Annotated in this window: 10 protein-coding genes; 8 read left to right on the forward strand and 2 right to left on the reverse strand. The window is 39.1% G+C overall.

The window, feature by feature from the left end; genetic code table 11:
- Window positions 1–17 precede the first annotated feature (17 nt).
- The 6 genes from IPM92_09930 to IPM92_09955 all read left to right on the forward strand — a co-directional run bounded on the left by IPM92_09930 (window position 18) and on the right by IPM92_09955 (window position 7,143).
- Window positions 18–2,072 carry a hypothetical protein gene (locus IPM92_09930; protein MBK9108659.1) on the forward strand — a complete coding sequence of 685 codons (2,055 nt, stop codon included), beginning with the start codon at window positions 18–20 and terminating at the stop codon, window positions 2,070–2,072.
- On the forward strand, window positions 2,069–4,018 hold the full coding sequence (locus IPM92_09935) for a T9SS type A sorting domain-containing protein (protein MBK9108660.1): 1,950 nt from the start codon (window positions 2,069–2,071) through the stop codon (window positions 4,016–4,018). The genes IPM92_09930 and IPM92_09935 overlap by 4 nt, the downstream gene beginning before the upstream one ends.
- Window positions 4,019–4,053: 35 nt before the next feature.
- The gene (locus IPM92_09940) at window positions 4,054–5,373 is read left to right on the forward strand and encodes a bifunctional folylpolyglutamate synthase/dihydrofolate synthase (GenBank protein ID MBK9108661.1); all 1,320 of its coding nucleotides are present in this window, start codon (window positions 4,054–4,056) and stop codon (window positions 5,371–5,373) included.
- A gap of 86 nt (window positions 5,374–5,459) precedes the next feature.
- Window positions 5,460–6,068 carry a UbiX family flavin prenyltransferase gene (locus tag IPM92_09945; GenBank protein MBK9108662.1) on the forward strand — a complete coding sequence of 203 codons (609 nt, stop codon included), beginning with the start codon at window positions 5,460–5,462 and terminating at the stop codon, window positions 6,066–6,068.
- 12 nt (window positions 6,069–6,080) lie between these two features.
- Window positions 6,081–6,722 (forward strand): 4'-phosphopantetheinyl transferase superfamily protein, encoded by a 642-nt coding sequence (locus IPM92_09950; protein MBK9108663.1) that lies wholly within the window; start codon window positions 6,081–6,083, stop codon window positions 6,720–6,722.
- A complete protein-coding gene (locus tag IPM92_09955) occupies window positions 6,694–7,143 on the forward strand; it encodes a DUF4348 domain-containing protein (GenBank protein ID MBK9108664.1) in 450 nt (149 codons plus the stop codon). The genes IPM92_09950 and IPM92_09955 overlap by 29 nt, the downstream gene beginning before the upstream one ends.
- 829 nt (window positions 7,144–7,972) lie before the next feature.
- On the opposite strand, the gene IPM92_09960 is transcribed toward IPM92_09955, so the two are convergent.
- A complete protein-coding gene (locus tag IPM92_09960) occupies window positions 7,973–10,306 on the reverse strand; it encodes a TonB-dependent receptor (protein ID MBK9108665.1) in 2,334 nt (777 codons plus the stop codon).
- A 492-nt stretch (window positions 10,307–10,798) separates the two neighbouring features.
- Here IPM92_09960 and IPM92_09965 point away from each other — a divergent pair, with 492 nt between their 5' ends.
- Window positions 10,799–12,211, forward strand: a complete 1,413-nt coding sequence (locus tag IPM92_09965; protein ID MBK9108666.1) for a VWA domain-containing protein — start codon at window positions 10,799–10,801, stop codon at window positions 12,209–12,211.
- 749 nt (window positions 12,212–12,960) lie between these two features.
- Here the strand turns inward: IPM92_09965 and IPM92_09970 are convergent.
- A complete protein-coding gene (locus IPM92_09970; protein ID MBK9108667.1) occupies window positions 12,961–13,542 on the reverse strand; it encodes a sigma-70 family RNA polymerase sigma factor in 582 nt (193 codons plus the stop codon).
- Window positions 13,543–13,801: 259 nt separating this feature from the next.
- On the opposite strand from IPM92_09970, the gene uvrA reads away from it, so the two are divergent.
- Window positions 13,802–16,618 (forward strand): excinuclease ABC subunit UvrA, encoded by a 2,817-nt coding sequence (uvrA, locus tag IPM92_09975; protein ID MBK9108668.1) that lies wholly within the window; start codon window positions 13,802–13,804, stop codon window positions 16,616–16,618.
- Window positions 16,619–16,639 lie beyond the last annotated feature (21 nt).

Here is a 16,639-nt window from a genome sequence, read left to right on the forward strand (position 1 = left end):
ATCAATTGAATAAGCTTATGAAAGCATACTTCGTTTTCTTAATTTTTTTTGTTGCCGCCTTCAAATTAACCGCACAGCTCAGACCCGATGCTTTGAAGGATGACCGCCAAGCTCCACATTACATACAACTTATGCACAAAGAGCTTCCCAATGTATTTGAAGTGGAGCGCGCCTATAAGTTATACTATGAAAACCTTCCGTTTACTAAGAATACTTACAGCCAATATTATAAGAGGTGGATGCTTTGGGCCAGGAAATTTATGGATAACCAGGGCTATGTGCGGGAGATGTCGGCAGACGAATGGAATAGGGAAGAAATTTTAATCAGGGAATTGCGTTCTTCAAACAATAACGAAATCCGTAATGCACTCGAATGGGGCTTTCTGGGCCCATCAAAGACCTATCATACCGATGGACTAACCAAGGTGACCTGGCAGACCAATATTTATAGCCTCGACATTTCAAAATCTGATCCGAATGTGCTTTATGCGGGTGGAGAATCAGGTGGATTATGGAAAACGACCGACAAAGGAATAAACTGGACCTTAACAACCAAAGAAGTGTTGCACAGTTCGTTTGATGCCATTGTCATCCACCCTTCGAATCACGATACCGCATTTGCATCTACTTCGGGCAAAATTATTAAAACCGTAAACGGTGGCCAGTCCTGGTCCACCGTATATTCAGAGAGTGGTTTGAATGTTTTTGATTTTGAAATTCACCGAACCAAGCCCCAGATCATTTTTGCCGCAGGAAATAAAGGTTTATTGCAAAGCAGTGATGGAGGAAAAACATGGAATAAACAATGGACCGAATTGTGTTGGACAATAAAATCCAATACTGAAATCTCCAGTGAATTTTATTGCATTCGCCAAAAGGGAAATTCTTCTGAATTCATGAATACAAAAAATTCGGGAACGAATTGGAATTCAAATGCCTTCAATTGGTACACTCCTGCAACAGGCAACAGTGTAACCGGAGCCATCCTTGCCATTTGTCAGACCAACGCTCTTAAACTGTATGCTTACTTATGCGGACAAGGAGGCAGCTTGAATGGATATATAGGTGTTTTTATAAGTGATGATGGCGGACTTACCTGGAACAACACCAATCCGGGCAATGCTATTGGGGGAACATACAGTATACCTAACCATACCAATCTGATGGCACACAATGGTACTGATGGATTTGATCAGGGATTTTACGATATGGCTATTATCGTCAACCCAAAAAATGAAGATCAATTAATCGCCGGCGGAACCTCTTGGTTCAAGAGTAATGATGGCGGAAAAACCTGGAATGCATTGGGAAGCTATGTAGGAGGATTGCCCTGGAGTCATCCAGACATTCAATGCCTGGAAGCCAATGGAAATGATTTGTGGATTGGCAGCGACGGTGGTCTCAATTATTCAAACAATTTTGCCACCAGCATGGAGGCAAGGATGGATGGAATTTCTGGTGCAGACTTATGGGGATTTGATTCGGGCTGGAATGAAGACATACTGGTAGGCGGAAGGTATCACAATGGCAATATGGCCTGGCATGAAAATTTTCCATCTCAAACATTTTTCAGAATGGGTGGCGCAGAATCTCCAACCGGATATGTGAATCCGGGTCCGGGTCGCAAAACCTATTTTTCAGATATTGGTGGTTATGCATTGAATGGAAATTTCAACAACGGTGTGCGATATTTTCCGATTGGTTTATTTCCAAATGAATCTTATGCCTATTATGCAAACAGCCAAATGAGCTGGCATCCGAATTGTTGGAATATTATTTATTTGGGTTATGAAAATAAAATTTGGAAAAGTGAAGATGGCGGGGGCACCTACAATCTATTATATGCATTTCCAGGAAATGCCGATAATAAAGTTTATGAAATTGAAATTTCGCGCTCACATCCAGAAGTGATGTATTGCAGTCAATGGGATGGAACAGATGATTCGATGTGGAAAAGCGAAAATGGTGGAAGCAGTTGGAAAAAATTAACTTCATTGCCATTACCCAATAATAATGATCGCGTAAAAATGTCTCTAGTGCTGAAGATCCAAATGTTTTATGGGTTGCTGTGACGTATGGGTCCAATGGTAAAAAAATATATAAAACTATTGATGGAGGTGTGTCCTGGATCAATCTGACCACAGCCGTTTTAAATGATGTAAGGATTTCAGATATACTTCATGCTTATGGTACAGATGGCGGAATTTATCTCGGTACACATCGCGGTGTTTTTTATCGGAACAATGTTATGAGCGATTGGTTTCCGTATTCAAAAGGATTGCCTTTCAGTGCGGAGACCAACAGGTTGAAGCCTTTTTATAAGGAGGGAAAACTACGCAATGGTTGTTGGGGATTTGGAGTTTGGGAAATTGATTTATTCGAATCTTCAAGAACTTTACCTAAAATCATGGCTGATAAATTGCGTTCTGCATGCCTGAGAGATACGTTTTATTTTGACGATTACTCGGTATTGCATCATGCGAATACCCAATGGATGTGGAATTTTGAAGATGTTGCATATCAATCAGGGATGGACACGCGAACCCCGAAAGTAGTTTTTAAATCTCCGGGATTGAAAAAAATTAAGATGCAGATTGACAATCCATCTGGAGTTTTCACAGACAGTTTATATGTGGAAGTCGGAAGTGCTTGTGAGAAAGACAGTTTGCCGGGATATGCATTGGAATTGGATGGAGTCGCTGCACATGCGCAAATTCCGGCATTGGATGTTTCAACAAACAACATCAGTTTTATGGCCTGGGTCAAGTCTACATCAGTGCAAAAAAACTGGGCCGGTATTTTATTTTCGAGAGACAATAGTCAAGCCGCAGGATTAAGTGTGTTGAGTAACGGTGAACTGCGCTATCATTGGAATTCAGGCGGATACAATTGGAGTTCGCAAGCCAGATTAGATCAAAACGAATGGACGCATGTTGCGATGGTGGTTGAACCGGGTTCCGTTACGATATACAAAAATGGAACCGCGTACAAACATGTTACAACGGTTAACGAACATACGTTCGTTAGTCCATTTGCAATCGGTGCTGATTTAAATGGCACAGATCGCTATTTCAATGGACAAATAGACGAAGTTTGTTTTTATGATCGTGCCCTAAGTCAAAGTGAAATCAGAGAAATCATGCACCTGACGCGAACGCACACCCAGGAAAGTGGCCTCAAACGTTATTATCAATTTAATGAGAACGAAGGTCTGGTACTGGATCGACAGGGAGTTTCTCACGTGTCCCTCAATGCAACAGCACAACGTCTTCCTTCTACCGCGCCTGTTGGACCCGGTCGGAGCCAGCGATTAGATATTCGGTCCAGAGGAGTCTACACATTTGATAAAACGGGAGTCGAAATCACAACTGAAGATGGTGGAGTTTTTCCAAATGGTGAACTTTGTTTGAGCAGAATCAACTACATTCCGGAAAACAACTTTGATCCCAATGGAAACCCAACTTCGCCTTCTTATTGGATCTTACATAATTATGGGGCGCAGAAAAGTTTTTCATCTTTTAAAAGTATGAAATTTGATAGCATCGGTTTTATTTCAAATGCATCTCCAATCTCCGACTATGCGCTTTATAAAAGAAATCCGAATGCGGATACGGCTTCCTGGAATTTTTCAAGTCAGGCCAGTTTACTCTTTCCATCGTCTAATGGAAATGTTGTTTTTGAGCCCTCGCGTGTTCAGGAAGAAGGTCAGTTCTTGCTTACAAAATCAGCACATGATACTGTTATCGTTAGCACAACACAAAAGGGAAGTCCATCGAAGGAATACTTTATAATGATTTATCCCAACCCAAGTTTGGGAAATCAAAAGTGTACACTCCATTCTAATATAGCTCAGCCGGTCCGTTTTAAACTTTTGGATAATAACGGGAGAGTTTTGATCAGAAAAACTTTTTCCGGACATAGTGAGTTTGAGTTAACGGATTTGCCGGTTGGAAGCTATCATTGCATATTTGAAACGGATCAAAAATTATCTTTTTTAAAACTGATGGTTACTAAATAATTGAGCTTTTATTTAAGAAAGATAAAGTCGATTTTATGAAATATTCGGAGGCCATTCAATACATGTTTGATGCATTGCCGATGTTTCACAGACAAGGCGCCACGGCATATAAGAAAGACCTTACCAATATTCAGAAATTGTGTGAGGCATTGGGCAATCCGCAAACTCATTTCAAGTGTTTGCATATTGCCGGTACGAATGGCAAAGGAAGTGTTTCGCATATGCTTTCAGCAGTATTGCAAACGCATGGTTTTAAAACAGGTTTGTACATTTCTCCCCATTACATCGATTTCAGAGAGCGTATTAAAATTAATGGACAATACATCCCGAGATCTTATGTGAGCAGATTTATTGAAGCGAACAAAGAATTATTGGAAATAATCAAACCCTCGTTTTTTGAAATGACGGTGGCCCTTGCATTTAAATATTTTGCAGATCAAAAAGTAGATCTTGCTGTTATTGAAACAGGGCTTGGTGGCCGCCTGGATTCAACGAATATTATAAATCCAATACTGAGTATCATTACCAACATCAGTTGGGATCACAGCGATATGCTGGGAGACACTTTGGAAAAAATTGCATTTGAGAAAGCTGGTATTATCAAATCGAATACACTGGTGCTCATTGGAAGAAATCAAGAGGAATGTTTGCCGGTATTCCATAAGAAAGCAATAGAAATGGATTCTGAATTATTTCTTGCTGAAAAAGTGATCCCGGATTTTGAAACCACATTTGATGCATTCGGTTTAAAAGAAATAATCACTACATTAAATGGAAAAACTTATGACATAAGGCCTCAGCTCAAAGGAATTTATCAGGCGGAGAATATCAGATTGGTATGTGCTGCTGTAAAAATACTTCATGATATAAAATTGTTTGAGATCAATCAGGAAGCCATAAGGAAAGCTTTTGAACAAGTCACTTCATTGACGCGCATCATGGGCCGTTGGCAAATTGTGTCGATGAAGCCCTTGCTCGTATGCGAAAGTGCGCACAATGAAGACGGAATAAAGTTTTTAGAAAAGCAATTGCAAAACATGAGCTACCACAAGTTGCACATCGTTTGTGGATTTGTAAAAGAAAAAGATCTGAGTAAAGTTTTTCCCTATTTTCCAAAACATGCACGGTATTATTTTGTAAAGGCTAAAATTCCGAGGGCATTGGATGCGGATATTTTGAAGGAAAAGGCAAGTGAATTCGGACTGGATGGAAAAGCCTACACATCTGTTAGAAGAGGTCTATCGCAAGCAATAAAGACTGCAGAACCTGAAGATCTCATTTTGGTAACGGGTAGTGTATTTGTTGTGGCGGAGGTGTTGGAGAAGTATAATGGAAGTGTGAGAAATCAATTATAGGTCTTCAAATTTAACGGAGTATTCTATAAATTCATTTTTTAAGGAGAATCGTAAACATGGAATTTGATATTAGATTGTAGAAATAGATGCAACAATCTCAAAGTCATGATGTTGTTAAGAATAAGAAAACCATAAATCCACAAATGAAACTCGTTATCGGAATCGGCGGCGCAAGCGGCTCCATTTATGCAAGAGTTTTACTCCAATTCCTGCAAAGTAAATTGGAACTCGAAACACATGTGGTCATGAGCGAAAATGCGGAGTATAACTGGAAGCTCGAAAATCCGGGACATGATATCGCCCATTACCCATTTCAATTTTATCAGAATAAAGATTTCACGGCAGGATTTGCATCGGGTTCCGGCAAATTTGATGCGATGATTATATGTCCTTGTTCGGCCGGATTGATGGGCCGCATTGCAAATGGAATTTCCGATGATCTGATGACCCGCGCTGCCGACGTTATGTTGAAAGAACGAAAAAAACTAGTCATTGTATTAAGAGAGACTCCCCTCCAATTGATCCATATCGAAAACATGAAGCAACTCACTTTGGCCGGTGCGATTATTTGTCCGGCGATACCTTCTTTTTATTCCAACCCGCAGACGATGGATGATGTTGCCAAAACGGTAAGTCTCCGCGCTCTCGAGTTGGTGGGTATAGATACCCAATCGTATCAATGGGGGCGTAAATAAGTATGGAGCATTATGCCATTATTTGAATTGATCAAGCCGCTTCCAAATGTTGAAATTTATATTTGGTTCATCGAAGAAGAAGATGCCTATTTTTTAAATTCGATGGATTGGGATGCAAAACAAGTAAAATGGCTCGAAGGAATTCATCCTGTAAAGCGAAGAGAATACCTCGCTTCCCGTTTTTTAATTTATCAGTGCACAGATAAGACCGATTCACATTTGTATAAAGACGAAGCTGGTAAATTATTCATCAGGGAAAGTAACAAGTTTATTTCTGTATCACATTCTGCTGAATGGACGGGTGTTGCAATATCTGAAAAACCCATTGGATTTGATTTACAAGTTTATAAAGAAAAAATCAGGGATATAAGTAACAGGTTTTTGTCTGCAGATGAAAAGCAGAGTATTCTTAAGTTAAAATTGGACAATATTTGGGATCTAAGTCTCGCCTGGACGATCAAAGAGGCTGTTTATAAGGTGCATGGGCAAAAGGGGATTCAATTCTCTGAACAAATTCTCATGGAGTTTGAAGCGGAACCCAAACCTGGTCTGGGACATAAAGCGCGAATGATCACCTCCGAATACCAAAAAGATTACGAACTTTGGCATGAAAAAAACGAACACTATGCATGTGCTGTCGCAGTTGAATATTAAATTAAGTAAACTATTACTGCTCTTATGTTTTGTGAGCGCGTGCCAAAAGAAAAAGGCTCCTGTTGAAAATACAATTTCAGGACTTCCCGAAGATTTCACGGCATTCTATGAACAGTTTCATAAGGATAGTTTGTTCCAGATGCAGCACATCGATTTTCCCTTAAAAGGACTACCGGATGGAGCAGATCCTGAGGAAAAGAATTTTGATGATTTCTATTATACATCCGACAATTGGGTCATGCACAAAACCTTCAATCCGCAATTGTTTAACAGCGAATTTTTAATCTTAGCAGACATTCTGATCGAAGAGCGCATCACTGAAAAAAAATATCAACTTATGATCATCCGACGCTTTGCAAAAGGCTCTCAGGGTTGGCGTTTGATTTATTATGCAGGCTTGAATAAATGGACGGATAACTAGGATATACAGGATTAAAGTAATTTACAGAATTTTAATCAATAGTCAGAGGTCATCAATCAATTGTCTTTGATTTAAAATCTTTTCTCCATAAATTTTAATCTATAATCCATCAACTTTCCTTTGTGGTCCTTAGTGTCTTCGCTCCTTAGAGGCAATAAAAGGGCCAATAGTATTCCTGATCATGAAATGAATATCGAATAAAATCATGATTTCGAAAAGCGAGGCCACAAAGACACAAAGGCACGAAGTACCACGAAGAAGAAATTAGAAATACTTTGTGGTCCTTAGTGTCTTCGCGCCTTAGTGGCAATAAAAAGGCCAATAGTATTCCTGATCATGAAATGAATATCGAATAAAATCATGATTTCGAAAAGCGAGGCCACAAAGACACAAAGGCACGAAGTAGCACGAAGAAGAAATTAGAAATACTTTGTGGTCCTTAGTGTCTTCGCTCCTTAGAGGCAATAAAAGGGCCAATAGTATTCCTGATCAGGAAATGACTATCGAATAAAATCATGATTACGAAAAGCGAGGCCACAAAGACATAAAGGCACGAAGTAGCACGAAGAAGAAATTAGAAATACTTTGTGGTCCTTAGTGTCTTCGCTCCTTAGAGGCAATAAAAGGGCCAATAGTATTCCTGATCATGAAATGAATATCGAATAAAATCATGATTTCGAAAAGCGAGGCCACAAAGACACAAAGGCACGAAGTACCACGAAGCAGTGAGATTGGATTATGGAGCAAGCGGCAAAGCGAATTAAAATCCAATAACTCCAAATATGATTTCTAATTATATTCCAATTTCCTAGGCATCTTACTATCAGACCTATCTGTGTCTCCTTCCACTATACGTCATAGCCTCTCCTTTTCCAAAACCATAACTTAAACCGAAAGTAACAAAGCGGCCGCGATTCCCTAAATTATAAGTTTCATAACTGTTTTGGTTTACAAAACGCTCCTGGATTCTTGATGCAAATACATCTCTTATGCCAAGATCAGCAACAATTTTCCCTTTGAAGAATTTCTTGCGAATTCCAAGGTCTAAATAAGCAAATCCGCTTTCTTTGCCTTGCAGCGTTTCAAATTCTGAACGGAAATTTCCATTGAGCTCGATATCAATATCTGCGGGCAAGCCAATTTTCGAACCCAGCTTAGCTGACCATTGCTGACCTTTAAAATCAAATACCTGGTTTTCAAAATTTCCATTCCGGTCAAAATAATTAAAATTGAAATCACCGGTAAGGCTGAGCCATTTTGTAGGACTGTACTTTCCGTTTGTTTCAAATCCAATAGTTGAATTTGTTCCTATATTTTGTGGTGTAGAATAACTCACATTATCTTCAAATCGCGTGACGCGTTCAACCACATCTACTATATATCTATGGTACAGGCTTGAACTTATAGCTGCTTCGCCAATTTTATAGATTCCGGTCAACTCGTAAGAATCTGTAAATTCAGCTTGCAGATTTGGATTTCCTGTGCTGATGCTGAAGTTGTTTCTGATATTAAAGAAAGGATTTAAATCCCATAACCTGGGTCTAAAAATGCGTTTTGAGTATCCCGCTTGTAACGAAAATCGTTCTCCAAGTTTATAAGTTGTATGAAGAGTTGGAAAAAAATTTGTGAAATTATTATTGTTCTTTTCGTTGGTATTGGTCAAAAATGTTTCGAGGTCCGTATTTTCAATTCGCATACCAAACTTAATACCCCATTTATCATTTTCATAAGCAGCAGTACCGTAAGCACCAAAGACTTTTTGATTGTATTCAAAATTATTGGTAAGGTTTTGATTGGTCAGATATGCTCCATTTATATAATCCTCAACTTTAAAATCATTACCCACATCATTGATGATGTATAAAGCACCGGTTTCAATTGTATATACTTTTGAAATTGGCTTAACATAATCTGCCATTAAACTGTAATTTTCTTGTTTAAAATCAGTAGCGGTGCGCTGATGCAGATCCCTATTTTCTCCTTCGAGTGTGATATCGGTGAATAAAGACGTTTGGTCTTTACCAAAAAAACTTCCTAATGCGCTGAATTGAAAGTTATGGTCTTCATGATCCTGAAATGTTTTTTTCCAGTTGAACTCATATTGCCATTTAGGATTGGTAGCTTCTGTGATTTCATTTCGTTGCCAACGGGAAATCAAATCACTCGCGTTTAAAAAACGATATTCGATTTCAGAAGGCTGGTCTTCTACCTCATAGGCAAAATTGCCGGAAAGTGTAAATACATTATATTCATTTAAGTGGTAATCAGTACCCAGAGTGATGTTGTAAAATTTTTCATTTCTAAATTCTTCGCCTGTGCTCAATATAGTCTCGCCATTCAGCAGATTCCTGTTGATCGATTCCTTATCATCTGGCAAGGATCTATAGCCAGCCCCAAACTGAGTAAATAAATTGAAGTGTTCTGTTCTGCGATTTAGACTCCCACCAATACTATGATTGTCCGGCAATCCCGTATTGACCGAAATGGAACCATTCAATCCTTGTTTCTCTTCTTTTTTAAGCACAATGTTCAGAATACCCGCTGTCCCGGATGCTTCATATTTCGCTGAAGGATTGGTGATCACTTCTATGCTTTCAATCATATCTGCCGTTATCGTTCCCAATGCATTGCCGGATTGATCTGCAAGTACTGATGGTTTTCCATTGATCAAAATTTGTACACCAGTACTTCCGCGCAGGCTCACTTCACCTTCGATGCTGACATTTACAGATGGGACATTGTTGAGCACTTCAAGGGCACTGGCACCTGTGCTGCTGATATCCTTACCCACTTTGAATATTCGTTTATCCAATTTAAAAATAGTACGTGATACTTCCCCGGTTACAACCACTTCTTCGAGTGATTGCCTATCCGGAGAGAGTATAATATTACCTAAATCTGCTTTTAAATTGTGAACTAAAAAATTTTCAATTGTTTTTGATTGGTATCCCATAAAACTCACAACAACATAAAAATCAGCCTTAGGGGAATTAATGCTAAAATTGCCCGCATCATCTGTAGTCGTTCCTGTAATTATTTCTTTGGTGTTTTTGTCGTATACAACGACAGTTCCATAAGGAATAGATAACTCAGTTTCATTTTCAAGCACTTTGCCAAAAATTTCAATTCCTCGATCTTGAGCCAAAGAAACACTATTGGTCATTAAAAGCCCTAAAAGGGCAAATGGCAATTTGAAATAACTGAAATTATTATTTGGATAAGGCATAGACAATTTCTTTAGATTAACTTTATATGTGGATCCAGGATTTTACAGGCAGAAGTCCAGCATAAAATTGGGATTATACTGTTGCCTTTTTAAACGTATAATAGCACGAAATGTTACTTAATGAATTGTGAACATTTCGTTGATTTGGGGATCCTGTTAAAGGAATGACTAAATATTAAATTCAGCGGTTAATGAATATTTTTTGTGCATCAATTTTTTCTTAGAATTTTTTGTGCAAACTAAAAATTGACCACCATCATTTTTTTGAAATAAAACTAAAATTGGCTTTGATAATTTCCTAATTTTATGAGATATTTTAATCTTTAACAAATTTTTGAGAAATGTTTGATTTAGAGAGATTGAATCCCATGCTTTTAAAACTAAACAAATAATTTTCGATGAAGAGTCACCATCAAAACTAAATGCTCCATGAAAAAAATATTTTTCTTTTTATTCTATTTAGGATTAAACTTCAGCTTGTTTGCTCAAAGCCAGCAAAATCTATTCATTCTTGATGCTTCCGGCTCCATGTGGCAAAAACTCGGGGAAGAATATAAAATTGCCGTTGCTAAAAGAATGATGAAAAAAATCGTGCAGTCTCTACCCGATGGAGCTCAGACTGGACTTATTGTTTACGGCCATCAAAGCAAAAGCGATTGTAATGATATCGAAATGCTCGTCCCACTGGGGCCGTTGGATCGTACCGACTTTATAAATAAATTGGATGGCATCAATCCCAAGGGTAAAACGCCGATTGCAAATTCCATCGCAAAAGCATTGGACTTTATCAAATCCTTAAACAAACCAATCAACATTATTCTCATCAGCGACGGTTTAGAAACATGCGAGGGCAATGCTTGCGAACTTGTAAAAAAAGCGAAAGCACAGGGAACAAAAATCACTTTGCATGTAGTTGGTTTCGGTTTGGAAGAAAAAGATCTTTCACCTTTGGAGTGCATTGCTCAAGCCGGTGGTGGGCAATATTTTCCCGCTAACAATGAAGAGGAATTAGCTGCTGCGCTTAAAAAGTCTGTGGAAGTTCCGGTGCTCAATGGAGGTTACCTTTCTGTTAATGTGGCTCTCAATGGGAAACCTGTAGATGCTACTGTAAAGGTTTTTAGAAAAGGGGAAGCAAAGGAAACTGCTTTTGGAAGAACATATACCGGAGCCGAGACAAATCCACGTATATTTTTGTTGCCCGATGGCAACTATGAAGTGGAAGTTTGCGCCATTACACTTGATGGGAGGCCGGTCCAACGCATCATCGATCTGAAAGTTACATCAAATGATACGCTTCAACGCGTGGTAGATTTTACAAATGGAAAATTTGAAATCTTAGTTACCCGAAATTCTGTGTTGTCAGATGCTGTAGTCATCCTTTATCACTCCGGTACCAAAAAAGTAGCAGCCCAAACCAGATCTTATAAAGATGCTAAAAACAATCCGGTTTTATTTCAGGTTTTGCCGGGTTTATACGATGTGCAAATAAGCTCCGTGGAGATCGACGGAAAACCGGAAATCAGAATGGAAAAACACAGCTTGGCAGGTGGCGCAAAAGTCTCTCTTTCGCATGCATGGAAATCCGGTGAATTAAAGGTAGGCGCACGAAAAGGAAATGAATTAGTAGACGCAACAGTTGGAATTTACTCTAAAAAAACAGGAATTAATTTAGCCAATGGAAGAACTTATCAAACTGCTAATTCCAATCCGAAAACTTTTATACTCGAACCCGGAGAATACGAAATTCGGCTAAATGCCGTCAAACCTGCCGGACTTGGAAAGAAAACCCTGTTGGCAAAAATAACAGAAAGTGGAAGTGTTGAGGTGACTGGTAGTTGGTAGTATGCTACTTGCTGAGCGCGAGCTATACGAATATGTCTTCTATTTATCATCCGTCTGGAAAACGGAGTTTTCCTAACGCCCCAGCGTAGTCGGAGACTACGCAGAGCTTCATAATTTAATAAAAGGAAAGCTGAGCAGAGTCTTCAGACTCTGTTCGAGTGATAGCAAAACTTAGTTTTGCGAACGGGATTTGATTGGAATAGGAACATCACTGATGTAGCCAGAGCATACAACGATGCGTTAAATATCAACATTTCGTCTGGAAAACGGAGTTTTCCTATCGCCCCAGCGTATCCCGCTTTGATATAGTTATTTTAAATAATTAGAGTTTCTCAAAGCGGGATGAAGACTACGCAGAGCAGCGTATGGGATGTGCTTGCGAGAGTCAATGCATGAGAATATGGGTGTGTTTGAATAAAAATTTCTCATTTTTTAAGGGTGCTTTTGGAGCCACATTGCAGACTCGAACTGCGGACCCACTCATTACAAATGCGTTGCTCTAACAGCTGAGCTATGGTGGCAGGCTGTTCCTTGCAGTTATAAGGAACAAATTTAATGTGTTGTATAAATTTAGAAGACTTTGGAAGTTTGTAAAATAAAAAAAGGCCGCATCGTTGATGCGGCCCCCCTAATCCCTGTGGGAAAACAAATCCCGATTTTAAACGAAGCCTAAAAAACTCTCATTAATATCTTAAACGCCACGAATTGCCAAATGGTTTTTGGTTTTCGTTAAGGTTTTCCTAATGATTTTACTGTAAAACGACAGAACGCTCCTCCATCATTTTGCGGATGTTTATTAAGGCATATCGCATTCTTCCCAGTGCCGTATTGATACTTACTCGGGTCAACTGAGAAATTTCTTTGAAACTCAGATCGGCATAGTGTCTTAGGATAACCACTTCGCGTTGTTCTTCCGGAAGCATGTCCACCAAATTTCTGATTCTTGTATGCATTTCAGAACGAATCATCTGATCTTCCCGGTTTTCATCGGGAAGTTCCAGAACGTCAAAAATGTCAAATTCATCGTTTCCACTCACTTTTGTGCGACGTTTGTTCCTGCGGAACTGATCTACGCACATATTGTAAGCAATCCGGATAGCCCATTGAGAGAATTTGCCCTCATGGTTATAACCTCCGCGCTTTAATGTGTCGATAATTTTGATAAAGACATCCTGAAACAAGTCTTCAGCTTGTTCGCGGTCTTTTACAAATAGATAAATGGATGTGTAAATCTTTTGCTGATGTCTGTTGAGTAATTCTGCAAAAGCTTTTTCATCGCCCAGAAGATACTGATCAATTAAGGCCTGATCAGTTAGATTAGTTACTTGCATACCCTTATTATTTAAAATTTAAATAAAGTGTAGAAGTTTTAATCTATAGGCTTAGTTTAGTTGTTAGATTTGATTAACGGCTTAAAGATACTATGACAGACCGATTTTGCCGATTGAAATTTCTGTTTTAACGAAATTTTAACCGCAAAAATGGCTGTTTCTAAGGCAAAAATATCAAATAAGGTGCCAAATGCAATGATTTTTACTAATTATTTCCCCAAATCTTGAAAAATTATTCTTTTTGCACTCTCTTAATAACATGAGCACTCAACAAAAAATTCAGCACTTTATTGAAATTAAAGGAGCACGCTCCAACAATCTCAGGAATATAGATGTAAGCCTATCTAAAAACAAACTCATCGTTGTTACTGGTGTGTCGGGTTCCGGAAAATCTTCTCTGATCATAGATACTTTGTATGCAGAAGGCCAAAGGCGATATGTTGAAAGCTTATCTGCCTATGCGAGGCAATTCCTCAATCGGATGAAAAAACCCGATGTCGATTATATCAAAGGTCTCTGTCCGGCCATTGCTATAGAACAAAAGGTGGGCAGTTCAAATGCCAGATCTACTGTTGGATCACTTACCGAGATCTATGATTTTTTAAGACTGCTTTATGCCCGCCTTGGAAAAACTTATTCCCCAAAAAGCGGAATGGAAGTCAAAAAACATGAAGTCAAGGATGTTGTAGATCAACTTTTGAATCTACCTAAGGACATCAAAGTTTACGTCGCATTTTCGCTACAACAACAATATCCCGAACGAAGTTTGCAGCAGGAATTTCAAATTCTGCAACAAAAGGGTTTTACCAGAATCTATTTTCAAAAGCAACTTTTACATATAGATGATGCTTTAAAAGATTTAAAACCAGCGCTCCTGAAGAAAAAAGTCGATGACAAAGCTTTAAAAGAATGTTATGTAGTCGTGGATCGTTTGAAAACTCAAGAAATGGATGAAGATTTCCAAAAACGAGTTGCGGATTCCATTCTTACGGCCTTTGCGGAAAGCCATGGCAATTGTAGTTTGATTGTAAATGACGAGGAAGTCGTTTATTTCTCCAATCGTTTTGAATTGGATGGCCAGCTATTTTTAGAACCCACACCTCAATTTTTTAACTATAACAATCCATATGGAGCCTGTCCTGTCTGTGAAGGTTACGGACGGATCATTGGGATCGACGAACATAAAGTTATTCCTAATCAAAACAAAACGATTTACGATGAAGCCATAGTTTGTTGGAAAGGTGAGAAGAGCAGTGAATGGTTGACGCCTTTGTATAGAATAGCTGAATCGATCAAGTTTCCATTGCATGTTCCTTACAAAAAGCTCTCAGAGCAACAAAGAGAAATACTCTGGTATGGCTCAGGAGAATTCTTGGGAATTCACGCATATTTCAAAGAACTGGAAACGCAACTTTATAAAATTCAAAACAGAATTTTCCTGGCGAGATATAGGGGGAAGACGACTTGCAGTACCTGCCGGGGTAGCCGTTTGAGGAATGAAACAAATTTTGTCAAACTTGCAGGAAAGCGTTTTGTGGATTTAATGTTTGTGCCTGTTGAAGAACTGCTCCATTTTTTTAAGAACATTGAACTCACTGAATACGAAATGGAAGTTGGAAAAAGGTTATTACTGGAAATCACTAACAGACTAGACGTACTCAATCATATTGGCCTTGGTTATTTAAATCTCGACCGTCTTGCTTCAACGCTGAGTGGCGGCGAATCACAACGAATACATTTGACCCGAACACTCGGATCGAATTTAACCTCATCTCTATATATTTTGGACGAGCCAAGTATTGGATTACATCCCAGAGATACAACAAAACTCGTCGCAGCCTTGATCCATTTGCGCAATCTTGGCAATACGGTCATCGTCATTGAGCACGAGGAAGAAGTTATTCGAAAAGCAGATGAGATCCTTGATATTGGCCCGGGAGCCGGTATCCACGGCGGGAATGTCGTGTTTAATGGGAGTTTTGAGCAATTTCTAAAATCGGGATCTGAAAATTTAACTGCGGCATATCTGATTGGGAAAAAAACCATACCAATTCCTATTCGCAGAAAAATTCATCCTGATAAAATCATGTTGAAGCAAGTTTCGTTGCACAATTTGCAAGATCTCGAAGTTACATTTCCCCTTCGCAGCATGATTGGCGTTTCGGGCGTTTCAGGTTCCGGAAAAACAACCCTGGTCAAACATGTTTTATTTCCTTTGTTACAGGCAGCACTGCAAGCTGAAGGACAGGATTTACAAAGTATTGGAGTTTTGGAAGGCGATCTGCAAAGAATCACCCAAGTCGAACTCGTGAATCAACAAGCCTTGGGAAGGTCATCTCGAAGCAATCCTGCTACCTATGTAAAGGCATACGACGAAATCAGAGATATTTATCGCCTGCAAAGTCTCTCAAAATTGCGTGGATATCAACCAAAACATTTTTCGTTTAACGTAGAGGGCGGTCGATGTGAAGCTTGTAAAGGTGAAGGTGAAATAGTTGTGGAAATGCAGTTCCTTGCGGATGTTGCATTGTTATGTGAAGACTGCAATGGAAAGCGATTTACGAATGAAATTTTAGAAGTTAAATACAAAGACAAAAATATTTTCGAGATCCTCGAACTCAGCGTAGAAGAAGCGCTCGCATTTTTCTCCGATAAAAAAGACATCGTTAAAAAATTAAAACCGCTGCAGGATGTCGGCTTGAATTATTTGAAGCTAGGGCAGTCGTCATCAACTTTATCTGGCGGTGAAGCACAAAGACTCAAATTAGCTTATTACCTGGGTTTGGAAAACACGGCAGAAAATATATTTTTCATTTTTGATGAGCCCACAACGGGATTGCATTTTGACGATATCCGAAAATTATTGTTCGCCTTACATGCTTTGGTAGAAAAGGGGCATACCGTATTGGTCATCGAACACAATATGGATGTTCTTAAAACCGTAGATTGGCTCATCGATCTCGGTCCGGGTGGCGGCAAACATGGTGGTAGATTATTGTATCAAGGGCCACCGGAAGGAATTGTGGGGCACAAGGAATCTTTGACGGCTGGTTATTTGAGTGTGAAGTTGAAGTGAAAGGTAAAATTCAAATTGACT

It is taken from the genome of Saprospiraceae bacterium, from assembly GCA_016719615.1.
Taxonomy (GTDB): domain Bacteria; phylum Bacteroidota; class Bacteroidia; order Chitinophagales; family Saprospiraceae; genus Vicinibacter.